Origin of the sequence: Micromonospora sp. NPDC049203, from assembly GCF_043197215.1 — a bacterium.
Lineage (GTDB): Bacteria > Actinomycetota > Actinomycetes > Mycobacteriales > Micromonosporaceae > Micromonospora.
In genome coordinates, this window is the sequence record NZ_JBICSV010000003.1 from 1 (window position 1) to 23,183 (window position 23,183).

Annotated in this window: 19 protein-coding genes and 1 pseudogene; 9 read left to right on the top strand and 11 right to left on the bottom strand. The window is 73.2% G+C overall.

The annotated features are described in order from the left end of the window. Positions 1-125 precede the first annotated feature (125 nt). The 7 genes from ACGFIA_RS08905 to ACGFIA_RS08935 all read right to left on the bottom strand — a co-directional run bounded on the left by ACGFIA_RS08905 (position 126) and on the right by ACGFIA_RS08935 (position 7,223). Positions 126-749, bottom strand: a complete 624-nt coding sequence (locus ACGFIA_RS08905; protein WP_357385142.1) for a DedA family protein — start codon at positions 747-749, stop codon at positions 126-128. A 24-nt stretch (positions 750-773) separates the two neighbouring features. Next, positions 774-2,033, bottom strand: a complete 1,260-nt coding sequence (locus ACGFIA_RS08910) for an adenylosuccinate synthetase (protein ID WP_393259345.1) — start codon at positions 2,031-2,033, stop codon at positions 774-776. After that, positions 2,030-2,989 carry a hypothetical protein gene (locus ACGFIA_RS08915; protein WP_357385138.1) on the bottom strand — a complete coding sequence of 320 codons (960 nt, stop codon included), beginning with the start codon at positions 2,987-2,989 and terminating at the stop codon, positions 2,030-2,032. Before ACGFIA_RS08915 ends, ACGFIA_RS08910 begins: the two co-directional genes overlap by 4 nt. A gap of 10 nt (positions 2,990-2,999) precedes the next feature. Further along, entirely contained in the window at positions 3,000-3,983 is a 984-nt protein-coding gene (locus ACGFIA_RS08920; RefSeq protein ID WP_357385136.1) for a serine/threonine protein kinase, read from the bottom strand. Next, on the bottom strand, positions 3,980-4,732 hold the full coding sequence (locus tag ACGFIA_RS08925) for an NUDIX domain-containing protein (RefSeq protein WP_357468418.1): 753 nt from the start codon (positions 4,730-4,732) through the stop codon (positions 3,980-3,982). Before ACGFIA_RS08925 ends, ACGFIA_RS08920 begins: the two co-directional genes overlap by 4 nt. Before the next feature lie 86 nt (positions 4,733-4,818). Further along, positions 4,819-5,865 carry a MaoC/PaaZ C-terminal domain-containing protein gene (locus tag ACGFIA_RS08930; RefSeq protein WP_357385322.1) on the bottom strand — a complete coding sequence of 349 codons (1,047 nt, stop codon included), beginning with the start codon at positions 5,863-5,865 and terminating at the stop codon, positions 4,819-4,821. Continuing rightward, complete coding sequence (locus ACGFIA_RS08935; RefSeq protein WP_357468415.1) at positions 5,865-7,223, bottom strand: 3-oxoacyl-ACP reductase; 1,359 nt, start codon at positions 7,221-7,223, stop codon at positions 5,865-5,867. Before ACGFIA_RS08935 ends, ACGFIA_RS08930 begins: the two co-directional genes overlap by 1 nt. A 55-nt stretch (positions 7,224-7,278) precedes the next feature. Between ACGFIA_RS08935 and ACGFIA_RS08940 the strand changes: the two genes are divergently transcribed. After that, positions 7,279-8,571, top strand: coding sequence for an acetyl-CoA C-acetyltransferase (locus tag ACGFIA_RS08940; RefSeq protein ID WP_357385130.1), 1,293 nt, complete (start codon positions 7,279-7,281; stop codon positions 8,569-8,571). 52 nt (positions 8,572-8,623) lie between these two features. Here ACGFIA_RS08940 and ACGFIA_RS08945 read toward each other — a convergent pair whose 3' ends face one another. Continuing rightward, positions 8,624-10,945, bottom strand: a complete 2,322-nt coding sequence (locus tag ACGFIA_RS08945; RefSeq protein WP_393259348.1) for a PKD domain-containing protein — start codon at positions 10,943-10,945, stop codon at positions 8,624-8,626. A 190-nt stretch (positions 10,946-11,135) separates the two neighbouring features. Between ACGFIA_RS08945 and ACGFIA_RS08950 the strand changes: the two genes are divergently transcribed. The 3 genes from ACGFIA_RS08950 (at position 11,136) to purB (ending at position 13,909) form a co-directional block, all read left to right on the top strand. Next, the gene (locus ACGFIA_RS08950; protein ID WP_393259350.1) at positions 11,136-11,651 is read left to right on the top strand and encodes a SigE family RNA polymerase sigma factor; all 516 of its coding nucleotides are present in this window, start codon (positions 11,136-11,138) and stop codon (positions 11,649-11,651) included. Beyond that, positions 11,648-12,397, top strand: a complete 750-nt coding sequence (locus tag ACGFIA_RS08955) for a hypothetical protein (RefSeq protein WP_393259352.1) — start codon at positions 11,648-11,650, stop codon at positions 12,395-12,397. Before ACGFIA_RS08950 ends, ACGFIA_RS08955 begins: the two co-directional genes overlap by 4 nt. An 87-nt stretch (positions 12,398-12,484) precedes the next feature. After that, on the top strand, positions 12,485-13,909 hold the full coding sequence (gene purB, locus ACGFIA_RS08960) for an adenylosuccinate lyase (RefSeq protein WP_357468403.1): 1,425 nt from the start codon (positions 12,485-12,487) through the stop codon (positions 13,907-13,909). A gap of 95 nt (positions 13,910-14,004) precedes the next feature. Here purB and ACGFIA_RS08965 read toward each other — a convergent pair whose 3' ends face one another. Together ACGFIA_RS08965 and ACGFIA_RS08970 are read right to left on the bottom strand one after the other, a co-directional pair. Then, positions 14,005-14,586 carry a YbjQ family protein gene (locus ACGFIA_RS08965; RefSeq protein ID WP_357468400.1) on the bottom strand — a complete coding sequence of 194 codons (582 nt, stop codon included), beginning with the start codon at positions 14,584-14,586 and terminating at the stop codon, positions 14,005-14,007. 6 nt (positions 14,587-14,592) lie between these two features. Further along, on the bottom strand, positions 14,593-15,276 hold the full coding sequence (locus tag ACGFIA_RS08970) for a trypsin-like serine protease (protein WP_357385118.1): 684 nt from the start codon (positions 15,274-15,276) through the stop codon (positions 14,593-14,595). 471 nt (positions 15,277-15,747) lie between these two features. Between ACGFIA_RS08970 and purS the strand changes: the two genes are divergently transcribed. From purS to ACGFIA_RS08990, 4 genes and pseudogenes are all read left to right on the top strand, one after another. Then, the gene (purS, locus tag ACGFIA_RS08975; RefSeq protein ID WP_357385116.1) at positions 15,748-16,011 is read left to right on the top strand and encodes a phosphoribosylformylglycinamidine synthase subunit PurS; all 264 of its coding nucleotides are present in this window, start codon (positions 15,748-15,750) and stop codon (positions 16,009-16,011) included. Beyond that, positions 16,008-16,691 carry a phosphoribosylformylglycinamidine synthase subunit PurQ gene (gene purQ / locus ACGFIA_RS08980; protein ID WP_357385114.1) on the top strand — a complete coding sequence of 228 codons (684 nt, stop codon included), beginning with the start codon at positions 16,008-16,010 and terminating at the stop codon, positions 16,689-16,691. The genes purS and purQ overlap by 4 nt, the downstream gene beginning before the upstream one ends. A gap of 64 nt (positions 16,692-16,755) precedes the next feature. After that, positions 16,756-19,137, top strand: a pseudogene (gene purL / locus ACGFIA_RS08985) (phosphoribosylformylglycinamidine synthase subunit PurL); the annotation flags it as partial. A 334-nt stretch (positions 19,138-19,471) separates the two neighbouring features. After that, positions 19,472-20,221: a 2-phosphosulfolactate phosphatase gene (locus ACGFIA_RS08990; protein WP_357385112.1), complete on the top strand. Its 750-nt coding sequence runs from the start codon at positions 19,472-19,474 to the stop codon at positions 20,219-20,221. A 104-nt stretch (positions 20,222-20,325) separates the two neighbouring features. Here ACGFIA_RS08990 and ACGFIA_RS08995 read toward each other — a convergent pair whose 3' ends face one another. Continuing rightward, positions 20,326-22,587: a carboxypeptidase regulatory-like domain-containing protein gene (locus ACGFIA_RS08995; protein WP_357385110.1), complete on the bottom strand. Its 2,262-nt coding sequence runs from the start codon at positions 22,585-22,587 to the stop codon at positions 20,326-20,328. A 161-nt stretch (positions 22,588-22,748) separates the two neighbouring features. Here ACGFIA_RS08995 and ACGFIA_RS09000 point away from each other — a divergent pair, with 161 nt between their 5' ends. Further along, positions 22,749-23,102, top strand: coding sequence for a sterol carrier family protein (locus tag ACGFIA_RS09000; protein WP_357385108.1), 354 nt, complete (start codon positions 22,749-22,751; stop codon positions 23,100-23,102). Positions 23,103-23,183 lie beyond the last annotated feature (81 nt).

The window sequence follows — 23,183 nt, forward strand, 5'->3', positions numbered from 1 at the left end:
ACGATCCACGGCGGCTGCTCACCCCTCCTCACGTTCAGACGAAACGACCCTCACATCCAGTCGGTTACGCCCACCCTCAAAAAGTTAGGACCTCTTAACGCCTCCGGTAGAGGAAGGGCCCCTTGTTAACAGTCGCGCCGGGCGGCGGCCCGCCGGTGCGCCCGCCGCCGGCCCCAGCGGACGGCCTCGAACAGGCCGGTGACCGCGAGCGAGATGGCGACCCCGGCGAGGAGCCCGGAGACGGGGTTGTGCTCGAACGCCAGGCCGCCGAAGTAGCCGAGCAGCCCGCAGTAGATCCCCCAGGTGACACACGCCAGGCCGTCGTACAGGAAGAACGTGCGTAACGGGTAGCGGACCGCACCCATGGTCAGCGTGACGGCGGTGCGACCGCCGGGGACGTACCGGGCGGTGGTCAGGATCATCCCGCCGCGCCTGTCGACGGCCCGGCGGGCCCACTCCGAGCCGGCCCGCCGCCTGCTGTCCGCCGGGAAGCGGGCCAGCCGGTTCGCGCCGCCGCCCCGGCCGATCGCGTACGAGATGTGATCGCCGAGGAGCGCGCCGAACGCGGCGGTCACGATCACCAGCACCAGGTTCGGCTCGCCGCCCGCCGCGAAGACGCCGGCCGTGATCACCACCGTCTCGCCGGGCACCGCCGGGAAGAACGCGTCGATCGCGGTGACCGCGATGATCAGCAGATACACCCACGGCGAGGTCACCGTGTGGTGCAGCAGGTCGAGCACGTCCCCCATGCACCCATGCTCGGGGGTGCGGTGTTAAGCAGGGGCCCTTCCCATACAAAAGGCGTTAACAAGGGGCCCTTCCTTCTCCTCGGCCGTGGGCCCGCGCGACGTGAGCACCACAGGTGCCCCCAGCGCCTCCGAGACCGCCGCCGGCCAGTCGGCCGGTGACTCGTCCAGCACCGGTCGAGCCCGCAGCAACCGCTCGGTGAGCGCCGCCTGCCGGTCCAGGTCACCGGCCGGGCCGGGAACGAGCTGGTCCAGGCCGTCGTACCGGCGGCAGATCCGCAGCTCGGGCCCGGCCAGGTCGAGGTGGGTGAGCGCCAGCCCGTCGACGCCACCGGCGACCTCCAGCGCGTACCGGTGGGCGACCGCGTCGAAGTGCCCGAACCGGAACCGGCCCTGCCACGGGTTCGTCCCGTTGTGCCGGTCGCGGAACGGCAGCGCCGCGTCCTCGGTGACCAGCGGCCCGGGACCGTGCCGGGTGGTGGTCGTCCGCAGCACGCCGAGCCGCCGCGCGGCCCCGGCCATGCCCGCCTCGGCGAGCAGCGTCTCGGCGTTGGCGAACGTCGTGGTGCTCCACGTCGTGTACGGGTGGAAGCCGTGCCACTCGTCCAACAGCACGCCCTGCGCGCCCTCGAACACGCAGGTGCCCTCGCGCAGGGCGGATGCCAGCCAGGACCGGTCGACGATCGCCACCCGGCGCGCGAAGGCCGCGTACGCGGGCAGGCAGTCCTCCACCGGCGGCGCGTCGAGCGGTCCCAGCTCGGCGGTGAGCCGGTCGCGCAGCGCGGCCAGCCGGCGGCGCAGCACCGCCGGGCGGCGGCAGTCCGCCACCCGGGGCGCCTCGTCGGGGTGGGCGAGGCCGTACGCGACCGCCTCGCCCACCCCCAGCCCGCAGGAGCCGTGCCGGTCGGCTCCCCGGGCGATCTCCCGGGCCCGGTTGGCGGCCCGGTGGTACGGGGTGGCGAGCAGCGCCTCCCCGTCCACAGTCAGCCGGTCGAGCGCGTCTGGCACGCCGACCGACGCGAGGTGGTCGGCCTCGGCGGCCAGCGCCAGCGGGTCCACCACGACGTGCCGCGCCAGGTGCGTCCGTACGCCCGGACGGAACGTCCCGGCGCCGAACTGCGCGAACGTGTGGTGCCGCCCGTCGCGCAGGACGACGTTGTGCGCCGCCTGCGCGCCCCCGTTGAAGCGGATGACCGTGTGCACCTGCCGGGTGGCGCAGAGCAGGTCCACCACTGTGCCCTTGCCGGCGTCGCCGTAGCCGAGGTCGACCACCATCACGTGGTTCACAGCCGGGTGACCCCGCTTCCGCCGTCGGCCGGGCTGAACGGCAGCGTCGCCACCGCGCGCCGCCCGGAGCCGACCTGGGCGAGTGCCTTCGAGACGGTCCGGGTGGCCGTCGAGCCGGCCCGGTCCAGGTCGCGCAGCCCGGCGTCCAGGTCGATGGCCTGCTCGCCGAGGCCGACGGTGAGCGCGATCGTCTCGCAGACCGCGTCCAGGTCGTCCAGCTCGACCGCGTTCTGCCCGAGCAGGCCGCGCCAGAAGTCCAGCACCTTGCGGTTGCCCGCGTAGTGGCTGCCGGCCGGGAGCAGGTAGTAGGTGTCCCAGCGCGCGGTCACCTCGTCCACGATCTGCCGGACCGGCATGTCCTCGCGCAGGTCGTCGCCGATCAGCCGGGCCACCTCAGCGGCCTTCACCGCCGGGTACGCCAGTTCGTCGCCGATGATGAACAGGTAGCCGCGCCGGCCGCGCTTGTCCCAGCTGTCGGTGGCTGTGTGCCGGGCCATGAAGTAGAGCGCCAGCTCGTACGACTCCATCATCTGGCCGCCTCCGCCGCCCTCCAGCACGATCCGGCCGAGGTCGTCGTCCATCCGGTTGTCGGACTCGAACTGCCCGACCTGCAACGGCACCCGGTCGCAGGTGGCGTCGCCGATCGCGCCGAACATGACCTGCGGGTCCTTCGCGTACCCCTGGCGCAGCAGCAGGCCGAGCAGCTGCGGCAGCTTGCTCTGCAGCACCCGGGGCACGTGCCCCATCGAGCCGGTGACGTCGAACAGCACGGCGATCGGCGTCGACTGGGGGTGTTCGGCGGAGTCGCGGCTCTCCCGCAGCGCGTCGCGCGGGTCGAGCGCCGGGTGCACCTTGCGGGCGCCGCTGTCGCTGTACGAGAACGCGCTCTTGCCGGTGCGGCGCCGGTAGCGGTCGGCGGCGTCGTACACGTCGGTGGACCAGATTCCACTGCCCATGGCAGCCTCCCTAGGGGTTGAGGGTGAAGGGTCGGAAGGTGCGCGGCCCGTACAGCCGGTGCAGCACCTCGTCGAGTTCGCGCAGCAGCCGCCACGCGTCGTCGGGCCGGGTGGCGAGCGCAGTGCCCTGACAGCCGTCGGCGAAGGCGCGCAGCTCGCGCGGCGCGCGGTCGCCCATCAGCCAGGTCATGCAGCGGGCGGCCATCGCGATGTCGGTGCCCGGCCCGCACTGCCGCTTCGCGGCGACCTCCGGCGGATACCAGTCCTCGTGGCCGGGCACGAGTGCCGGCACGAGCCCGCCCGGCTCGGCCGAGAAGCACCAGTCGACGAGCACCAGGCCGTGCGCGTCCGGCTCGATGAGCACGTGCCGGGGCAGCACCGCGCCGTGCACCACGCCGGCCCGGTGGGCCAGGCCGAGCGCCACGAGCAGCCGCCGCCACATCCAGGCCGCGTCGCGCGGGTCCAGCCCGTCGGGGTACGCGCGGCGCACGTCGTCCAGGCTGCGCAGCCCGGGTACGGTGGCCAGCTCGTTGACCTGCCGTTGCACGCCGGTCGACGGGTCGCGCGCCGGGTAGGAGTCGACGAGCCTCGGCACGTACGCGAGGTGCTTGGCGTCGCCGCGCTCGGCGATCCGGCGCAACGCGCGCGCCTCGCGGGCCATCAGGTCGTTGTCGCCGGGGTGCCGGCACACCTTGGCCAGGTGATAAGAAGGGGCCCCTCCTCTACCGGAGGCGTTAACAGGGGGCCCTTCCTTGCGGTCGTGCAGGGTGGCGACGTCGCCGGTGTACGCGGGGGCGGGGGTGCGCCACCGGGTGGTGACGGTGACCAGCGCTTCGGCGGCGGCGGCGCGTACCCGGGGGTCGGCCGCGCCCAGCCGGTCGGGGTGCAGCGCGCCGACCAGTTCGCGGTAGCGGCGGGCCGGCTCCCGCGTGCCGAACAGGTCGGCGTCGGTACGCGCGGCCGTGACCAGCCGGATCGCCTCCTCGGTCCTCACCGCACCGTCTCCTCCCGGGCGGGGCGCAGCAGCGCCGGGTGCAGCAGCCGGGCGTCTCCGGCGCGGTAGAGCTTGGCCCGGGGGCCGCCGCGCGCGCCGCCGCGTTCGGTGCTGGCGCCGGTGCTCTCCACGAAGCCGGGCACCGAGAGCACCTTGCGGTGGAAGTTGCCGGCGTGCAGCGGGTGGCCCCAGACCGTCTCGTAGACCTCGCGCAGCTCGGTGACCGTGAACTCGGGGGCGAGGAACCGGGTGGCCAGCGGCGTGTACTCCAGCTTGGAGCGGGCGCGCTCCAGCCCGTCGTCGATGATCCGGCCGTGGTCGAAGGCGAGCTGCCGGCTGCTCAGCGCGGTGACCGGCAGCCAGATCGCCTCGTCGGCGTCGGTGTCGGCGACCGGGTCGGGCAGGTCGGGGGCGAACGCCAGGTGCGCGACCGAGACCACCCGCATGCGGGGGTCGCGGTGCGGGGCGCCGTAGCTGCCGAGCTGTTCGAGGTGCACCCGGCGCAGCCGCTCGCCGCCGAGGCCGGTCTCCTCGGCCAGCTCGCGCCGGGCACCCGTGGCCAGGTCCTCGTCCGGCTGGACGAAGCCGCCGGGCAGCGCCCAGTGCCCCTCGTAGGGTGGCGCGCCGCGACGGATCAGCAGCAGGTGCAGCGCGCCCTCGCGGATGGTCAGCGCGACCACGTCGACGGTGACCGCGACCGCCGGGTAGTCCCGGGGGTCGTATCCGGCGAGGAAGTCCTGCTCGTTCACGGCGACTCACTCTCTCAGGTTGAGAACAACTCAATCTGAGAACAACTTAGCGTCGAAAAGAGGGGACGGCAAGTCCCCTCTTTCGCTCAGCGCACCGAACCGACCAGGTGCGGCCTTCCGTCCCGGGCGCTGTGCAGCGCGAACTCCCAGCCCGCGCCGGCCGCCGAGGCGCTGAACGCGACAGTGGACGGCAGCGGCACCGGCAGCTTGAACGACACGTCCACCGTGTACGCCTCGGGCAGTCTGGGCGCCAGCGCGGCCAGGCAGCGGGCCTTGCTCCACATGCCGTGCGCGATCGGGCGCGGGAAGCCGAACAGCCGCGCGCCCACCTTCGAGGTGTGGATCGGGTTGTGGTCGCCGGAGACGCGCGCGTAGTCGGTACCCACCCGGGGCGTCACCCGCCACCGGGCCGAGGAGGCCGGCGGCGCCGGGCGGTCACCCCTGTCGCGCCGCGGGCCGCCGCTGGCGGCGCGCTCCTTCCCGAGGTACGTGGACACGCCGCGCCAGACCTCCTCGCCGCCGATCGACCCGATCAGCACCACGTCGAGCTGGCGGCCCCGCTCGTGCGGGCGCAGGTTCTCCGCGTACGTGTGGAAGTCGACGCGCTCGCCGGCCTCGACCGGGCGGTGGACGGTGATCCGGTTGGCCACGTGCACCACGCCGGTGAGCGGGATGGGGAAGCCGGGGCTCGTCATCAGCCGCAGCGACAGCGGAAACCCGAGCACGTGCAGGTACGTCGCCGGCAGCCGGTCGGTCAGCCGGAACCCGCACACCCGGTCGTAGTCCGCCAGGTGCCGCTGATCCACAGCGACCCCCGAGACACCCAGCTCAAGCCCCGGCACGTCCGCCCCGGGCCGACCTCCGACCCCCGGCACCACCCCGAGCAGCGCACGCCGGTAAAGCGCCCCACTCGCAGGCAACCGCTCCAGCTCCACCCGTCGCCGCCCTGCCCCCTCACCCCGGCGATCATGAGGTTGGCTGCCTTGTGGATCTCCAGAAGTGCCGTCAACTTCATGATCGCCGGAAGCCGGGCGGGTCTGGGCGAGGGCGGCGGCGCGGGCCGACGTCAGGTCGCGGGTGGGGCCCTCGATCAGGTCGTGCAGGCTCAGGTCGTCCTCGTGATCCTGTGCCATCACGCCCCCAGCAGGCTCTGGCCGCAGACCCGGACCACGTTGCCGCTCACCGCGCCGGTCGCCGGCCAGGAGAGCCAGCCGATCGTCTCGGCCACGTCCACCGGCAGGCCGCCCTGGGCCATGCTGTTCATCCGGCGGCCCGCCTCCCGGATGGTCAACGGGATGCGCGCGGTCAGCCGGGTCTCGATGAAGCCCGGCGCGACAGCGTTCAGGCTGATCCCGCGCTCGCCCAGCACCGGGGAGAGCGAGTCGACCAAGCCGATCACGCCGGCCTTGCTGGTCGCGTAGTTGGTCTGCCCCCGGTTGCCGGCGATCCCGGCGATCGAGGAGACCGACACGATCCGGCCGCCGGCCGGGATCAGGTCGCGTTCCAGCAGTACGTCGTTGATCCGCTCCTGACTGGACAGGTTCACGTCGATCACCGAGTCCCACCGGTCGGCGTCCATCCGGCCCAGCGTCTTGTCCCGGGTGATGCCCGCGTTGTGCACCACCACGTCGACCCGGCCGTGCCGGGACGCCAGGTGCTCCGCCAGCCGGGTCGGCGCATCAGGCGCGGTCAGGTCGAGCTGCACCGCGCTGCCGCCGATGTCGTTGGCGACGGCGGCCAACTCGTCCCCGGCCGCCGGGATGTCCAGCGCCACCACCTGCGCGCCGTCGCGGGCCAGCACCTTCGCCAGTGCCGCGCCGATGCCCCGCGCCGCGCCGGTCACCAGCACCACCTGCCCGTCGAGCGGCCGGTCCCAGTCGGCCGGCGCGACGGCGGTGCCGGTGCCGACCCGGATCACCTGGCCAGAGACGTACGCGGACCGGCCGGAGAGCAGGAACCGCAGCGTGGACTCCAGGCTCACCGGGGTGCCGGCGTCACCCTCGCGGGTCACGTACACCAGCTGGGCGGTCACGCCCCGGCCGAACTCCTTGCCGATGCTGCGGGTCAGGCCCTCCAGCGCGCGCTGGGCGGTAGCCTCCCGGGGAGAGCCGCACTCGGCCGGCGGCGTGCCCAGCACGATCACCCGGCCGCTCGACAGCAGCGAGCGGGCCTGCGGGTGGAAGAAGTCGTAGAGCTGGCGCAGCCCGGTGGAGTCGGTGATGCCGCTGGCGTCGTACACCAGGGCCGCGAAGCGGCGGTCGGCGTCGTGGGCGGCGACCGGGTCGGCCAGCTCGACCCCGGCGGCGGTCAGGATCTTGCCGGCCGGCTCGGCGATCCGGCCACCGGCCGAGGAGCCGAGCAGGACCGGCCCGGGAACGAGCGGGTCGCCGGGCGTGTGCCGGCGCAGTCGGGGCGGGTCGGGCAGCCCGAGGCGCTTGACCAGCGCGCGACCGGCCCCCGTCTGGACGAAGCTCGCGTACCTGTCGGTCATAGGCGTAGCCTACTGGCGAGTAGGGTTCGGGCAACAGTTTCGAGGGAGGCCGATCGTGCAGAGTGTCCGGCGGGTCGCGGTCATCGGGGGCAACCGCATCCCCTTCGCGCGGTCCAACTCGCGCTACGCGCACGCGTCGAACGCCGACATGCTCGGTGCGGCGCTCGACGGGCTGGTGGCCCGGTTCGGGCTCGCCGGCGAGCGGGTCGGCGAGGTGGTGGCCGGCGCGGTGCTCAAGCACTCCCGCGACTTCAACCTCACCCGTGAGGTGGTGCTCGGCTCCCGGCTCGACCCGCACACCCCCGCGTACGACATCCAGCAGGCCTGCGGCACCGGGCTGGAGGCCGCCATCCTGGTCGCCAACAAGATCGCCCTCGGGCAGATCGAGGTCGGCATCGCCGGTGGCGTCGACACCACCTCGGACGCGCCGCTCGCCGTCAACGAGGACATGCGGCGCACCCTGCTCCAGCTCAACTCGGCCCGTACGCTCGGCGAACGGCTCAAGGTCGCGGCGAAGCTGCGCCCGCACCAGCCGTTCAAGCCGGAGATCCCGCGCAACGCCGAGCCCCGCACCGGGCTCTCCATGGGTGAGCACGCGGCCCGCACCGCGCTGCGCTGGAACGTCGACCGGACCGCGCAGGACGAACTCGCGCTGCGCTCGCACCAGCGGCTCGCCGCCGCGTACGACAAGGGGTTCTTCGACGACCTGATGACCCCCTACCTGGGGCTCACCCGCGACCAGAACCTGCGGCCGGACAGCAGCCTGGAGAAGCTCGGCTCGCTCAAGCCGGTCTTCGGCGCCTCCGGCGCGGACGCCGAGCGGGCCACCATGACCGCCGGCAACTCCTCTCCGCTCACCGACGGCGCGTCCACCGTGCTGCTCGCCTCCGAGGAGTGGGCCAAGGCGCACAACCTGCCGGTGCTGGCCTGGTTCTCCTGGTCCGAGACCGCCGCCGTCGACTTCGTGCACGGCGACGAGGGCCTGCTGATGGCCCCCGCGTACGCGGTGCCCCGGATGCTCGCCCGGGCCGGGCTGAGCCTCCAGGACTTCGACTTCTACGAGATCCACGAGGCGTTCGCCTCGCAGGTGCTCGCCACGCTGGCCGCCTGGGAGTCGCCGGAGTTCTGCAAGGAGCGCCTTGGCCTGGACGCCCCGCTCGGCTCGATCGACAGGGACAAGCTCAACGTCAACGGGTCGTCGCTGGCGGCCGGGCACCCGTTCGCCGCCACCGGCGGCCGGATCGTCGCCACGCTCGCCAAGCTGCTCGACCAGAAGGGGAGCGGGCGCGGCCTGATCTCCATCTGCGCGGCCGGCGGGCAGGGTGTGACAGCCATCCTGGAGCGCTGACGGCGACGCCCGCCCGGCGAGCGGCCGGGCGGGCGTCGGACGTCGTGACGGCTCAGCCGCCGACTGTGAACTTCTCCCAGAGACCGATCGTGGCCCGGTTGGCGATCAGCGGGTTGGTGCCGACGTTGTCGGCGCTGACGTACTTGCTGTTGATCGTCGCCTTGAGGCTGGTGGTGCCGTCCGCGTTGCGGGTCACCGTGAACTTCTCCCACGCGCCCGCGCTGGTGCGGTTGGCGATGAGCGGGTTGAGGCCGACGTTGTCCGCGCAGACGAAGCGGCTGTTGGCGTGCGAGAAGACGCCCACCTGCCCGGAACCCAGATCCGCGAGGTCGAACGTCTCCCACGGGCCGGCGGTGTCGCGGTTGGCGATCAGCGGCTTCGCGCCGGCGCTCTCCGCGCTGACGTACCTGCTGTTGACGGCGGCCTTGAGCGTGCGGTTCGAGTCGGCGACGTTCACCCGGTAGAACTTCTCCCGGTTGTTGATGATGGGCGCGAGAGCGGTCAGCGCGGTGCTCGACGAGACACCCACGTAGCTGCCGCCGTCCGACCGGAGGCTGATCGTGCCGTCGGCGTTGCGGAGCAGCTCGAACGTCGAGTTCGAGCCCACCGCCGCGAAGAGCGGCCGAATGCTGTCGCCGCCGTTGTTCAGGTACTTGCCGGTGGCGCGGGAGAGGAGCGCGATCCGCCCGTTGCCGGCGTCCATCAGGTCGAACTGGCTGCCCGCACCCATCGTCGCCTGGTCGGCCTGCACGTTCGATCCGGCGGTGGACGCGTTCGCGAAGCGCAGGTTGTACAGCGACAGCAGCCCGATCGATCCGGTCCGGGGCAGCACGCTCACGCCCTGGCCGAGCGTGGTGCCGACCCGGCCGTCGCTGCCGGAGACCTTGACCGAGACGGTGAAGGTGCCGGTCCTCGTGTAGACGCGGGAGGCGACCGGCTTGTCCTGGGTCACCACCGTGCCGTCGCCGAAGTCGAACACGTACGTGGTCAGCGGGACGTACCCGGGGGTCGACGCGGAGGCGTCGAGCGTGACCGAGGAGGTGTCCGCGTCGTACCTGACATCGAGGACGGCGTACGGGTTGCCGAGCAGTTCGGTGGGGCCACGGTCGGCGTACGGGACGGGACCCGCGCCGGTGTTCGGCGTGGCCGGATTGTCCGCCCGGCCCGCGCCGGTGCGGTCCGTGGCCGGGTAGCCGGGCGCGGCCGAGTTCGCCGAGTCCTCCCGGTCGCCCGGCCCGCTGCCCTCCTTGTCGTGGGCGGCCTGCCCGGACACGTCCCGGAAGCGGGTCAACCCCATCCGGGTTCCGTTCCAGGAGTAGTTCGACGAACCAGGGATGAAGCTGCCGTGCACGGTGTTGTTGTAGTCCACTGTCACCCGCCGGCCCGAGTCGTCGTAGAGCCCGATCTCGGCGGTCTGCTCGGCCGTGCTGTCGCAGTAGGGATCGTTCTGGGCGCCACTGCTGAACAGGACGTTGTTCTGCAGCGACGCGCCGTCCGACGCGCCGTCGACGCGGACGCTCTCGAAGCAGCGGTCCCGGACCTCGTTGTTGGTGATCGCGGTGCGGGCGGCCCCGTTGTTGTGGATGCCGACGCCCTTGCCGCCGGACACCTGGTTGTTCACCACCCTCGTCTCGGCGGCTCCCGGCCCGAGCAGGATGCCGGCGCCGGTGAATCCACCGATGATGTTTCCGTACACCTCGTTGCCCGGCCCGTCGACCCGGATGGCGACGCCGCGCTCGGCCGCGTTGTCGACGACGTTGCTGGTCACGCTCGCGGCCCGGACGGTCACATCGGTCGTCGTGGCGTCGAGGGTCACCCCGGTGACCCCGGTGCCTCCGTTGATCTTGCTCGTCGAGAGGACCGACCGGGTGACCCTGGCGAACCGGACGACAGGCGTGGCGGACGGGCCGGCCATGGTGAACGACCCGCCCTGCACCGTAATGGCGCTGGAGTCCCGCAGGTCGAGGCCGGGCACGTCGGCGAGCGCCGTCATCCACAGGTCGCGGAGCACGACGTCGTGCTGCCCGTCGACCAGCACCCCGGCCTCCGGCCCGCTGATGCGGCCGTTGCTGCCGGCGGTGTTGCGGATGGTGACGGGCTGGTCGGGCGTGCCGGAGCGGGCGACCGTCACGCGCTCGGCGTAGGTGCCGGCGCCGATGTCGACCGTCTGCCCGGCCTCGACCCGGGCCACCGCCGGACCGATCGAGCAGAACGGCGCGGCCTCGGTGCCGGGGCCGGTGTCGGAGCACGCGGCCGAGCTCTGCCGGACGTAGAGCGTCGTCGCTTCGGCTGCCTGGGCCGGTGCGGCCAGCGGCACCAGGGAGCCGCCGGCCAGTGCGGCCACGGTCAGCCCGCTCAGGGACGGTCTGCGCATCTGGTATCCCCCGTGGAGAAAGGAACGGTCGGGAGCGATCCTCGCCCGGCGGGTCCGGCGCGGCTGTCCCGCCTGACATATCGGATCGGCCGGATCACGATCAGCGGAGGAGATCGGTGACGGTCGCCGGCAACCCGACCGGCACCCCGTTCCGTCCCCTGGGCATGAGGCGAACGAGGGACGGCACTCCGTGACCGGGCGCGACGAGGAGTTCCGCGACTACGTGACCGCGCGGCTGGAGCCGCTGCGCCGGACGGCGTACCTGCTCTGCCGGGACTGGCACACGGCGGACGACCTGGTGTCGATCACGTTGAGCAAGCTCTACCGCAACTGGGCGCGGGCGCTCGGCGCGGACAACCTCGACGCGTACGTGCGGGGGATCCTCACCAACGCGTGGCTGGACGAACGGCGCCGGCCGTGGCGGCGGGAGCGCAGCACGGACGAGGTGCCGGACCGGGCTGACCTGGCTGCGGCGGAACCGGCGGTCGGTGAGCGGGAGATGCTGCTGGAGCTGCTGGGCCGGCTCGCGCCCAGGCGACGGGCGGTCGTGGTGCTCCGGTTCTACTGCGACCTGTCGGTCGAGGAGACCGCGCAGATCCTGGGCGTCAGCGCCGGCACCGTGAAGAGTCAGGCCGCCCGTGCGCTGGAGACGCTGCGGCTGCTCGCCTCGCACCATCCGGCAGTGGAGAACGGGAGGCAGAGATGACGTACCGGCAGATCTTCGACGAGGCGATCGGCGCCGCGCCGCCGACGGCGGTGGACGTGGACGCCCTGGTGGCGCGGGAGGGCCGGCGCCGGCGGCGGCGGGTGGGGGCGTACGCCTCGGCGACAGCGGTGCTGGCGCTGGCGCTCGGCGCCGGCGTGGTCGTGCAGCCGGGAGCGTCCGGTGGCCCGGCACCCGCCTCCTCGGCCGCGTCCGCCACCGCGCGGACCCACCCGGAGCGACTGCGGACGGCGATGCTGGCCGCGCTCGACCGGGAGGCGCCGGACCTGCGGTGGGTCCGGGGCGCCGCGGCCACCGACCTGGAGACCTGGGGCGGCCCGCTGACCGACGCGCCGCAGTGGTCGGTGCAGCCGCTGCGCTGGGAGTCGATGACGGGCTGGTTCGGGGTGGGTGTCGCCGCCCGGGGCGAGGTCCGGTCGTACCTGACCATCGACGTGGGAAGGCCGCTCCCCGGTCAGGCGAGCGGTCCGGACGAGTGCGAGGACAGCATGGTCAACTGCCGCTCGTTCACCGGGCCGGACGGCGAGCGGGTGGTGACGTTCGACGTGCGGGGCTTCCGTGCGCCGCCCACGTCCGGGCGGAAGCCGATCAACGTGCGGTTCGTGATCGTGAAGCGGACCGACGGCACCCGGGTGAGCGTGCAGACGAACTCGTTCACCGAGCGGCACCTCCTGACCGCCGGGGAGATGGCCGCCGTCGCGCTGGACCGGAAGATCCGGCTGGGCTGAGGGCGTTTCCGGTCCGGCCTGCCCACAGGCCGGACCGGGGACCGGCGTCGCCGGGGCCCACCCCGGCGTCATGAAAGACTGAGGTACGTGACGACGATCCCGAACGTGCTCGCCAACCGGTACGCCTCGCCCGAACTGGTCGCCCTCTGGTCGCCGGAGGAGAAGGTCCGGATGGAGCGCCGGCTCTGGCTGGCGGTGCTCAAGGCCCAGCGTGACCTCGGCGTGCCGGTGCCGGACGGGGTCGTCGAGGCGTACGAGCGCGTGGTCGACCAGGTCGACCTGGCCTCGATCGCGGCGCGGGAGCGGGTCACCCGGCACGACGTGAAGGCCCGGATCGAGGAGTTCAGCGCGCTCGCCGGGCACGAGCACGTGCACAAGGGGATGACCTCCCGCGACCTCACCGAGAACGTCGAGCAGCTCCAGATCCGGGCCTCGCTGGAGCTGATCCGGGACCGGGTGGTCGCCACGCTGGCCCGGCTGGGATGGCACGCGGGCGAGTACTCCGCGCTGGTGATGACCGGCCGGTCGCACAACGTCGCCGCGCAGGCCACCACGCTGGGCAAGCGCTTCGCGTCGGCGGCCGAGGAGCTGCTCATCGCGTACGAGCGGCTGGAGGATCTGATCGGCTGGTTCCCGCTGCGGGGGATCAAGGGACCGGTGGGCACCGCCGCCGACCAGCTCGACCTGTTCGACGGCGACGCCGGCAAGGTGGCCGAGCTGGAGCGCCGGGTGGCCGAGCACCTGGGGTTCAGCCGGGTGCTGGACAGCGTCGGCCAGGTCTACCCGCGTTCGATCGACATGGCGGTCGTCGCCGCGCTGGCCCAGGTGGCCGCCGCGCCGTCGTCGCTGGCGACCACGATCCGGCTCATGGTGGGCCAGGAGCTGGTCACCGAGGGCTTCAAGCCGGGCCAGGTCGGTTCCAGCGCGATGCCGCACAAGATGAACACGCGCTCGTCGGAGCGGGTGAACGGCTTCGCGGTGATCATCAGGGGTTACCTGTCGATGGTCGGCGAGCTGGCCGGCGACCAGTGGAACGAGGGTGACGTCTCCTGCTCGGTGGTGCGCCGGGTCGCGCTGCCCGACGCGTTCTTCGCCGCCGACGGGCTGTTCCAGACGTTCCTCACCGTGCTGGACGAGTTCGGCCCGTACCCGGCGGTGATCAACCGGGAGCTGGAGCGCTTCCTGCCGTTCCTGGCCACCACGAAGATCCTGGTCGCGGCCGTCCGCCGGGGCGTCGGCCGCGAGGTCGCGCACGAGGTGATCAAGGAGCACGCGGTCGCCGTGGCGCTGGCCATGCGGGAGAAGGGCGCGGCCGAGAACGACCTGTTCGACCGCCTGGCCACCGACGGCCGGCTGGGCCTGACCCGGGCCGAGATCGACACCCTGGTCGCCGACCGCAACGCCTTCGTGGGCGCCGCCACCGACCAGGTGAACCGCGTGGCCGCGAGAATCACCAGGGTGGTGGAAACCCACCCCGAGGCCGCCACCTACTCCCCGCCCCCCATCCTCTGACCGCCCGCCTTCCCTCGGTGATCAAGGAGTTTGTGTCCGGTACGGGGCGCCGCAGTGACACAAACTCCTTGATCAACCGGGGTGGCGAGGATCCGTCAGGTGCCGGTGGGGGTTTCGGCGGCGGAGCTCAGGTTGGGGGCGGACGCGGGTTCGGCGATGCCGCCCGGCGCGGAGGCGATCTCCGGGTCGTGGGCGGTCTCGGCCGCGATCGCCGGCTGGTCCGGCGGCATCACGTCGGGCGTCTTCGGCGCGACGATCACCGCCGTGCCGTACGCGCAGATCTCCATCCACATCTCGCCGCAGTCGCGGCTGTCGAAGCGCATGCCGATCACCGCGTTCGCGCCCAGGCGGCGGGCCTCCTCGCCGAGGCGGGCCACCGAGTCGGTGCGCCAGCGGGTCAGGTTGTCCGGCGCCAACGGGTCGTAGGCGCCACCGCGCAGGTTCTTGACCCCCTCGCGGTACGGGTTGCGGGTCCTCGCCATCGAGGAGACCACCTCGCCGAGGATCTGGCGGATCTCGTAGCCGGGCAGTTGATCCGTCGTCACGACCAGCACACTTCCGATGCTGTCAGCCCTCGGCCGGGTGGTTCGCGAGCCGTGTTCAGCTGATCGGATGCTGAAAAACGACGCGGCGCGGACGCCCGGGCCGCACCCGGCCGATCCGCGCCGCACCGGCATCAACCGTCAGACACCGGCCGTCGAGGTGATCCAGGACCGGTTGTACGCGACACTGCCGTAGTTCTGGATGCTCTGGCCGTCGGCGGTGGAGGCGACGCCGACCTGCCGGCCGTTGTAGAACTGCGGGCCGCCCGAGTCGCCCCGCCACGCGTTGCCGTTGACCCGGGTGCTCCGGATCGCCTGGCCGCCGTACGCGTCGGTGACGCTGGTGCTGGTCACCCGTACGCTGGCGGTCTTGAGCTGGGGCGACGCGCCGCAGCCGCTGTAGCAGGTCATGCCCCAGCCGTAGATGGTGTTGGTGGAGCCGACCGGCGGGTTGCTGGTGGCCAGCGACACGGCGGAGGTGCTGACCGTGCTGGACAGGCGCAGCAGGGCCAGGTCGTAGCGGGTGTAGGAGGCGCTCACGGTGCGGGTGACGCCGCCCGAGGCGTAGTAGACGCTGCCGACGCGGACCGACATGGTGCCGCTGACGCAGTGCCGGGCGGTGAGCACCCACTGGGGCGCGATCACGCTGCCGGAGCAGGTGAACGAGCCGTTGCTGAAGACGGCGGCGGCCCACGGCGCCGACGAGACGGTGCCGCCGCCGATGATCGGCTGCGGGCCGGCCGGCGCGGCGGTGGCGCCGGAGGCGGTGGCCAGGACGCCGGCCAGCGCGGTGGTCAGCACGGCGAGCAGGGGACGGAGGCGCATGTCGGGGCTCCTTCTGCGCAGGCGCCCGGGGTTGCCGGGCAGGGGGTGACACCCGCCGGATGGGGTGGGGCCGGCGAGGGAGGTCGATCCAGTGCATCGACATCTGACGATGCATGTTACGGCCGTGCCGCCCGGTGTCACAAGGTGTGGATCGAGTCATGCCGATGACGTGACGCGCGCCGCGCGCCGCGCCGACCTGCTGTCGGATACCGGTCCAAGGTGGGGTGTTTCGCGGCAGAATGCCTGCTGGGAGGTGCTGCCGGGGGTCGCCCGCAAGCGTCGGGCGCAACGAATTCGCATCGACGTCGCAACGAACGGGCAACGACACCCGTTCACCGCCGCCGGGCCCGTCCGTCAGCGCCGGAACTGCCCCCGGCCGGTGCGGGCCGGGCGGTATCTGCCAGGTAGGCTGGCTGCGCTCGCCCGATTGTTGGGCCGGCACCCAACTGCGTACACAGTCAGGAGTGCCCCGTGCCTCGCGTCGTAGTCGACGTCATGCTCAAGCCCGAGATCCTCGATCCGCAGGGCCAGGCCGTCGCAAACGCGCTGCCCCGACTCGGCGTCGACGACGTCGCCTCGGTTCGGATCGGCAGGCGGATCGAGATCGAGTTCACCGGCGAACCGGACCTGGACCGGGCCCGGGAGATCGCCGACAAGCTGCTGGCCAACCCGGTCATCGAGGACTTCACCGTCCGCGTGGTCACCGCCGACGAGACCGCGGGCGCGCAGTCGTGACCGCCCGGGTCGGTGTGGTCACCTTCCCCGGCTCCCTCGACGACGGGGACGCGGCCCGGGCCGTGCGGATCGCCGGCGCCGAGGCGGTCCGGCTCTGGCACGGCGACCCGGACCTGTACGGGGTGGACGCCGTCGTCCTGCCCGGCGGTTTCTCCTACGGCGACTACCTGCGCTGCGGCGCCATCGCCCGGTTCGCCCCGGTGATGGAGACGATCGTCCAGGCCGCGCGTGGTGGCCTGCCGGTGCTCGGCATCTGCAACGGCTTCCAGATCCTCTGCGAGGCGCACCTGCTGCCCGGCGCGCTCACCCGCAACCAGCACCTGCACTTCCGCAACCGGGACCAGGTCCTGCGGATCGAGAGCACCGGCACCGCCTGGACGAACGCGTTCCAGCCCGGCCAGGAGATCCTCATCCCGGTCAAGAACGGCGAGGGCTGCTACGTCGCCGACACCGCGACGCTCGACCGGCTGGAGGGCGAGGGCCGCGTCGTCGCCCGCTACGTCGGCGGCAACCCGAACGGATCGCAGCGCGACATCGCGGCGATCACCAACGAGGCCGGCAACGTCGTCGGCATCATGCCGCACCCCGAGCACGCGGTGGAGGCGCTCACCGGCCCCTCCCTGGACGGCCTCGGCTTCTTCACCTCGGTGCTCAAGCACCTGGTGGGAGCGCCGGCGTGATGGTGGCCGGGAACATCGGTCGGCTCACCCGCCGCACCGGCGGCGAGCGCAGCAAGGAGACGTCATGACCACCCATCCGGACCCGGCCCCGCGCGAGCGCCAGGGCGTGGCGCCGCAGGCCGGCGCGACCGACGACTGGGCGCTGAGCGTGGACACCGTCCCCCGGGCCGCCGGCACGCCGGAGGAGCTTCAGCCGTACGCCGAGCTGGGCCTCCGCGACGACGAGTACGACCGGATCCGGCACATCCTCGGCCGCCGGCCCACCCAGGCCGAGCTGGCCATGTACTCGATCATGTGGAGCGAGCACTGCTCCTACAAGTCGAGCAAGGTGCACCTGCGCCAGTTCGGCGAGAAGGCGCCGCCGAGCGACCGGCTGCTCGCCGGCATCGGGGAGAACGCCGGCGTGGTCCAGGTCTCCGACGAGCTGGCGGTGACCTTCAAGGTCGAGTCGCACAACCACCCGAGCTTCGTCGAGCCGTACCAGGGCGCGGCGACCGGCGTCGGCGGCATCGTCCGCGACATCCTCGCCATGGGCGCCCGCCCGGTGGCAGTGATGGACCCGCTGCGCTTCGGCGCGGCCGACCACCCGGACACCGCCCGGGTGCTGCCCGGCGTGGTCGCCGGAGTCGGCGGATACGGCAACTGCCTCGGCCTGCCCAACATCGGCGGCGAGGTCGTCTTCGACCCCTGCTACCAGGGCAACCCGCTCGTGAACGCGCTCTGCCTGGGCGTGCTGCCGGTCGACCGGCTGCAGAAGAAGGACGCCACCGGCCCCGGCAACATCGTGGTCCTGATGGGCGCCAAGACCGGCCGCGACGGCATCGGCGGCGTATCAGTGCTCGCCAGCGCCACCTTCGACGAGGGCAGCGAGCAGCGCCGCCCGTCCGTGCAGGTCGGCGACCCGTTCATGGAGAAGCTGCTCATCGAGGCGTGCCTGGAGCTGTACGACGCCGAACTGGTCGTCGGCATCCAGGACCTCGGCGGCGCCGGCCTGACCTGCGCCCTCACCGAGACCGCCGCCTCCGCCGGCACCGGCATGCGGGTCTGGCTGGAGCGGGTGCCGCTGCGCGAGCCCTCGATGGAGCCGCACGAGATCCTGGCCAGCGAGTCCCAGGAGCGGATGCTGCTCGTCGTCTCGCCCGACAAGCTCGACGCCGTGCTCAAGACCGCCGAGAAGTGGGGCGTCTGGGCCACCGCCATCGGCGAGGTCACCGCCCCGTCGGCGGACGGCCAGCCGGGCCGGCTCGTCGTCACCTGGCGCGACCAGCTCGTGGTGGACGTGCCGCCGGGCTCACTCGTCGACGACGGCCCGGTGTACGCCCGGCCGATGCGCGAGCCGGCCGACCTGATCCTGCTCCAGGCCGACCGCGCCGAGACGCTGCCCCGGCCGAGCACCCCGGATGCGCTCCGGGAGACCGTGCTGCGCATGATCGCGTCGCCGAACCTGGCCGACAAGACCTGGGTCACCGAGCAGTACGACAGGTACGTGCTCGGCAACACCGTGCTCGCCCAGCCGGAGGACTCCGGCGTGATCCGGATCGACGAGCGCAGCGGCCTGGGCGTCGCGCTCTCCGTCGACGGCAACGGCCGGTACGCCCGCCTCGACCCGTACCACGGGACGAAGCTGGCGCTGGCCGAGGCGTACCGGAACGTGGCGGTGACCGGCGCGAAGCCGATCGCGGTGACCAACTGCCTGAACTTCGGCTCGCCGGAGGACCCGGGCGTGATGTGGCAGTTCGCCGAGGCCGTACGCGGCCTGGCGGACGGCTGCCTGGAGCTGGGCATCCCGGTGACCGGCGGCAACGTCAGCTTCTACAACCAGACCGGTGCCGCGGCCATCCACCCGACCCCGGTGGTCGGCGTGCTCGGGGTCCTCGACGACGTCGCCGAGCGGGTGCCGATGGGCTTCGTGCCGCGCCCGGCCGGCGACCACGACCAGCTCTTCCTGCTGGGCGAGACGCACGTCGAGCTGTCCGGCTCGGAGTGGGCCTGGGTGACCCACGAGCACCTCGGCGGCATCCCGCCGCAGGTCGACCTGGCCCGCGAGCGGCAGCTCGCCGAGCTGCTGGCCGAGGCGGCCCGGGTCGGGCACCTCAGTTCCGCGCACGACCTCTCCGACGGCGGCCTGGCGCAGAGCCTGGTCGAGTCGGCCCTGCGCCGGGGCGTCGGTGCCCGGGTCGTGGTGCCGGAGCACTTCGCCGGCGGGTCGATGCCGTTCGTCTTCCTGTTCAGCGAGTCCGCCGGCCGCGTGCTGGTGTCGGTGCCGCGCGGCCACGAGAAGGCGTTCACCGCGCTGTGCGCCGAGCGTGGCGTGCCGTGGGAGTTCGTCGGCGTGACCGACCCGGCCTCCGGCGCGCTGGAGGTGCACGGCCAGTTCCGCATCGGCCTGGACGAGCTGCGCGAGGCGCACACCGGTACGCTCCCGCGCCTGTTCGGTGCCGCCGAGGCGGCCCGGGTGGAGGTGGCGGCGACCCGTACCGGCACCACCACAGTGCTTCCGGCGACCGCCGAGCAGCCGGTCGGCATCGACCCGGCCGCTGTCGACGCCGAGCCGATCGCCAAGGCCGGCCGGGACACCCCGCCGTCCGACGCCGGGGCCTCCGCGCCCGCCGCCACGGCGGAGCCCGACGCGCCGGCTACGGCGTCGGACGGGGACGCACCGGCCGGCGCGACTCCTGCCGTCGACGGAACCCCGGCCCAGGACGAGTCGGCGCCCGCCGACGGGTCCGACGGTCCGGCTTCCGGTGAGCCGGCGCCGGGTCAGCGCTGAGGCGCTGGCCTTGGCCGTCTTCGCCCAACCCGGCGCCGGTGCCCGGTTCGACTGGGGACTGACCGGGGCGGCGGAGCTCGGCCGGGTCTGCGCCGCCCTGGTGGTGGTGGACGTGTTGTCGTTCACCACCGCCGTGGAGGTGGCGGTGAGCCGCGGCATGCGGGTGCACCCGTTCCCGTGGGGTGAGCAGGCCGCCGACTACGCCCGCCGGGTGGGGGCGGTGGCCGCTGTGGGCCGCCGGAGGACGACCGCGGAGCATCCGTGGTCGCTCTCCCCGGCGGCGCTGCGGTCCGCGCCGGTCGTGGCCGACCTGGTGCTGCCGTCGCCGAACGGCTCGGCGATCAGCGCCGCCGCGAGCGCCACCGGAGTGCCGGTGGTCGCGGCGTGCCTGCGTAACGCACCCGCCGTCGGGCGCTGGCTCCGCGCCGAGGGGTACGGCTCGAACGACGCCCCGGTGGGCGTGGTGGCGGCCGGCGAGCGCTGGCCCGACGGGTCACTGCGGCCCTGCGTGGAGGACCAGCTCGGTGCGGCGTGCGTGCTCGACGCGCTCGCCGAGGTGCCCGGTGGGCTCTCGGTGGAGGCCGCGATGGCGCTCGCCGCGCTGGCGAGCACGCCGGACGTGCCGGCCGCGGTCCGGGGATGCGTCTCCGGGCGGGAACTCGCCGAGGGCGGCTTCGCGGAGGACGTCGCGGTGGCGACCGCTGTGGGTGTCTCCGACGTGGTGCCGGTGCTCCGCCAGGACTACTTCGCCCCCGCCTGAGCGCAGCCCTCTCGCCTGCGGGCAACGCGGCATGTGTTCGGCGCGCTGACGACTGTGGCCGCCCACTTCTCGCGGGCGGCCACAGTTCCTCTGTCTGGTACGGGTCAGTCGTCCAGCCAGTCGAGGCGCCGTCCGGAACGGTCCGGCTGCGCGTCCGGGCGGGCGCGACCGGCCTGCGCCGGGTCGTTGGGGTTGTCGTAGCCGCCCCCGCGCTGCTGCGGCGGCTCCTGGCCGTAACCGCCCTGCTGGCCGTACCCGCCCTGCGGGGCCTGGCCGTAGCCGTCGCCGTATCCGCCGCCCTGCTGCCCGTAGCCGCCCGACTGGTGACCGCCGTCGTATCCGCCGCCGGGGTTGCCGTAGCCGCCGGCCGGCGCGTCGCCGTACCCGCCCTGCTGACGGCCGCCGTCGTAGCCGCCGGTCGCGCCGCTGTCGTAACCACCGGCGCTCGTGTCGTAGCCGCCCGGCGAGCGGGTGTCGTATCCGCCGCTGGGGTTGTCGTAGCCGCCGGTCGGCGCGTCGCCGTATCCGCCCTGCTGGCGGCCGCCGTCGTAGCCACCGGACTGCTTGTCGTAGCCACCAGCGCCGGCGTTGCCGTAGCCGCCGGTTGCGCCGTCGCCGTAGCCGCCGCCCGCCGCCTGGCCGCCGCCGTAGGCCGGAGCGTCGCCGTAGCCGCCGGGCGGGTTGTCGCCGTAGCCGCCGCCCGCGGCGTTGCCGTAAGCGCCGGTGGGCTCGCCGTATCCGCCCTGCTGGCGGCCGGTGTCGTAGCCGCCCGGCGCGGTGCCGTAGCCACCGGCGGCACCGTACCCGTCGCCCTGCTCCGGGCCACGGCCGTACGAGGCCGAGCCGGCCTGGTCGTAGCCGCGGTCCTGCTCCGGCTGGTAGGTGCTGGTCGGGTACGGGTCGGCCGCCGGGGCGTACTGGGTGCTGTCCCCGGTGTAGCGGCCGGTGGGCTCGTCGAAGCGCTCGTTGCCGTAGCCGCCGCCCTGGGCCGCGTAGCCGGCCGCACCGGCAGCGGCGCCGGCGGCGTAGTCCGGGCTGCCGTAGCCGGCGCCCGAGGACGGGCCGTTGCCGTAGCCGCCGCCCGAGGAGGGCGCGTTGCCGTAGCCACCCGCGCCGTAACCGCCCTGGCCGGGCGCGTCGTCGCCGTAGCCGTAACCGCCCTGGCCGCCGCCGACACCGTAGGCCGGGCCGGGCGGTGCGCCGTACGGGTCCGGCGGGACGTCGTCCACGACCGGGCGCTGGAGCATGGTGGGGGCGTCGCTGATCGAGGGGCCACCGACCATCGTCGCGGCCGGCCCGGCGCCCATGCCGTTCACCACCCGGGTCTGGTCGTCAGTGCCGTGGTAGGCGCCCCGGGCCGCCGGGATGGCACCGGCCGCGGCGCCACCGGGGCCACTCGGACCGGCCGGCCCACCCGGACCGTCGCCGTCGCCGTCCTCGTTCTTGCGGCGCAGGTAGAGCAGCACGATGGTGCCCACGCCGACGGCGACGAAGAGGCCACCGAGCAGGATGAGCAGCCAGGAGCCGAAGCCGCCGGAGTCCTCGTTCGCGGTCGGCTGCTGTGCGGCGGGCGCCTCGGCCGACGGGGTGTCGGCCGTCTCCTCCTCGAGCGGCTCCTCGGACGGCGCGGCGGACTCGCTCGCCGACGGGGTGGCGCTCGGGCTCGCCGACGCCCGCACCTGGATGCTGAGCCGGACGCCGGTCACGGACTGTCCGGCGTTCGCGTTCACCGACTTGGCGACGGGCGTGGCGCCGTCGGTGGAGGCACCCACCTCGATCCGCCCGGGTGCGATCGGGTTGGACTCGGAGCCGCTGAAGCTGAAGTTGCCGTTCCCGCTGGTGTTGGTGCGGCGCTCCTTGCCCGCGCTGTCGCGGAGCATGACGAGGGCGCCCTCGATCGGGTCGCCGTCGGCGTTCACCACCTTGCCGGAGACCGTCTTGACCGTCTGCGGCTGCTGCGGCGTGGGCGGGGCAGCAGCCCGGACGGTAACCCGGAGCTGCCGAGGTGGGCCGCCGCTGACCGTGATCCTCGCTGACTGGTTGTTGGCTGGCGCGCTCGCAGCCGCCGTCAGAGTCAGCGTGACCGTCTGATCCTGATCGCCATTGAAATCGACCCGACCGCAGCCCCCACAGTTGACGCCGTCGGGTAGGTCCTGCACGTCGATGTCAGTGGATGTCTCACCACCGGTCGGGCGGACCGTGACCGTTACAGTGCTGTTCTTGCCCGCCTCGACCGTCACGGAGTTGGTGGCGGTGACAATCTGTGCGGCGAGGGCGGGGCTTGCGGGGACGGTGAGCAGGGCGCCGAAGACCAGCGCTACGACCACACCGGCCCGCTGCTTCCAGGCACGTCGGTGTGTTGACACGTCCACCGCCTTCCGGGTCTGACCTCTCCGCCGGCCGCCAGGGCCGAGGTTGATCACTCACGGTACGAATAACGCCGTCGGCAACTATGCCTTGTCTGACCGGATCATCTCTACCCAGGGCCGCCGTCGGGCGGCGTCCCGCCGGGTCGTATCGTCCCGTCGTGTCCTCTCCGCACGCTTATTCCGAAGCGGTACTCGCCGCACTGGCGGCGCTGGACGAGGGGCGTACGCCCGAACGGCCGGTGCTCCGGGAGGCGGTCCGGATGCTCTTGGCTGCCCTCGCGGATCGTGCCCCCGGCCGATCGGTGGAGGTGCGCGTCCCACCCTACGGTGCGGTCCAGTGCGTGAGTGGCCCACGACACACCCGCGGCACGCCGCCGAACGTGGTGGAGATGGATCCGCCGACGTGGCTGGCGATCGCCACCGGCCGCGCGGGTTGGGCGGAAACGGTCACCGAAGGTCGCATCCGGGTGTCCGGAATCCGGGCTGACCTATCCCCGTACCTCCCCATTTAGGCGTTGGGCAGGGAAAATCCTGCTCACGCTGGGCTGACATCTCGTGACTGTCGGTATCGACTGCTGGTCGCGTACACTGAG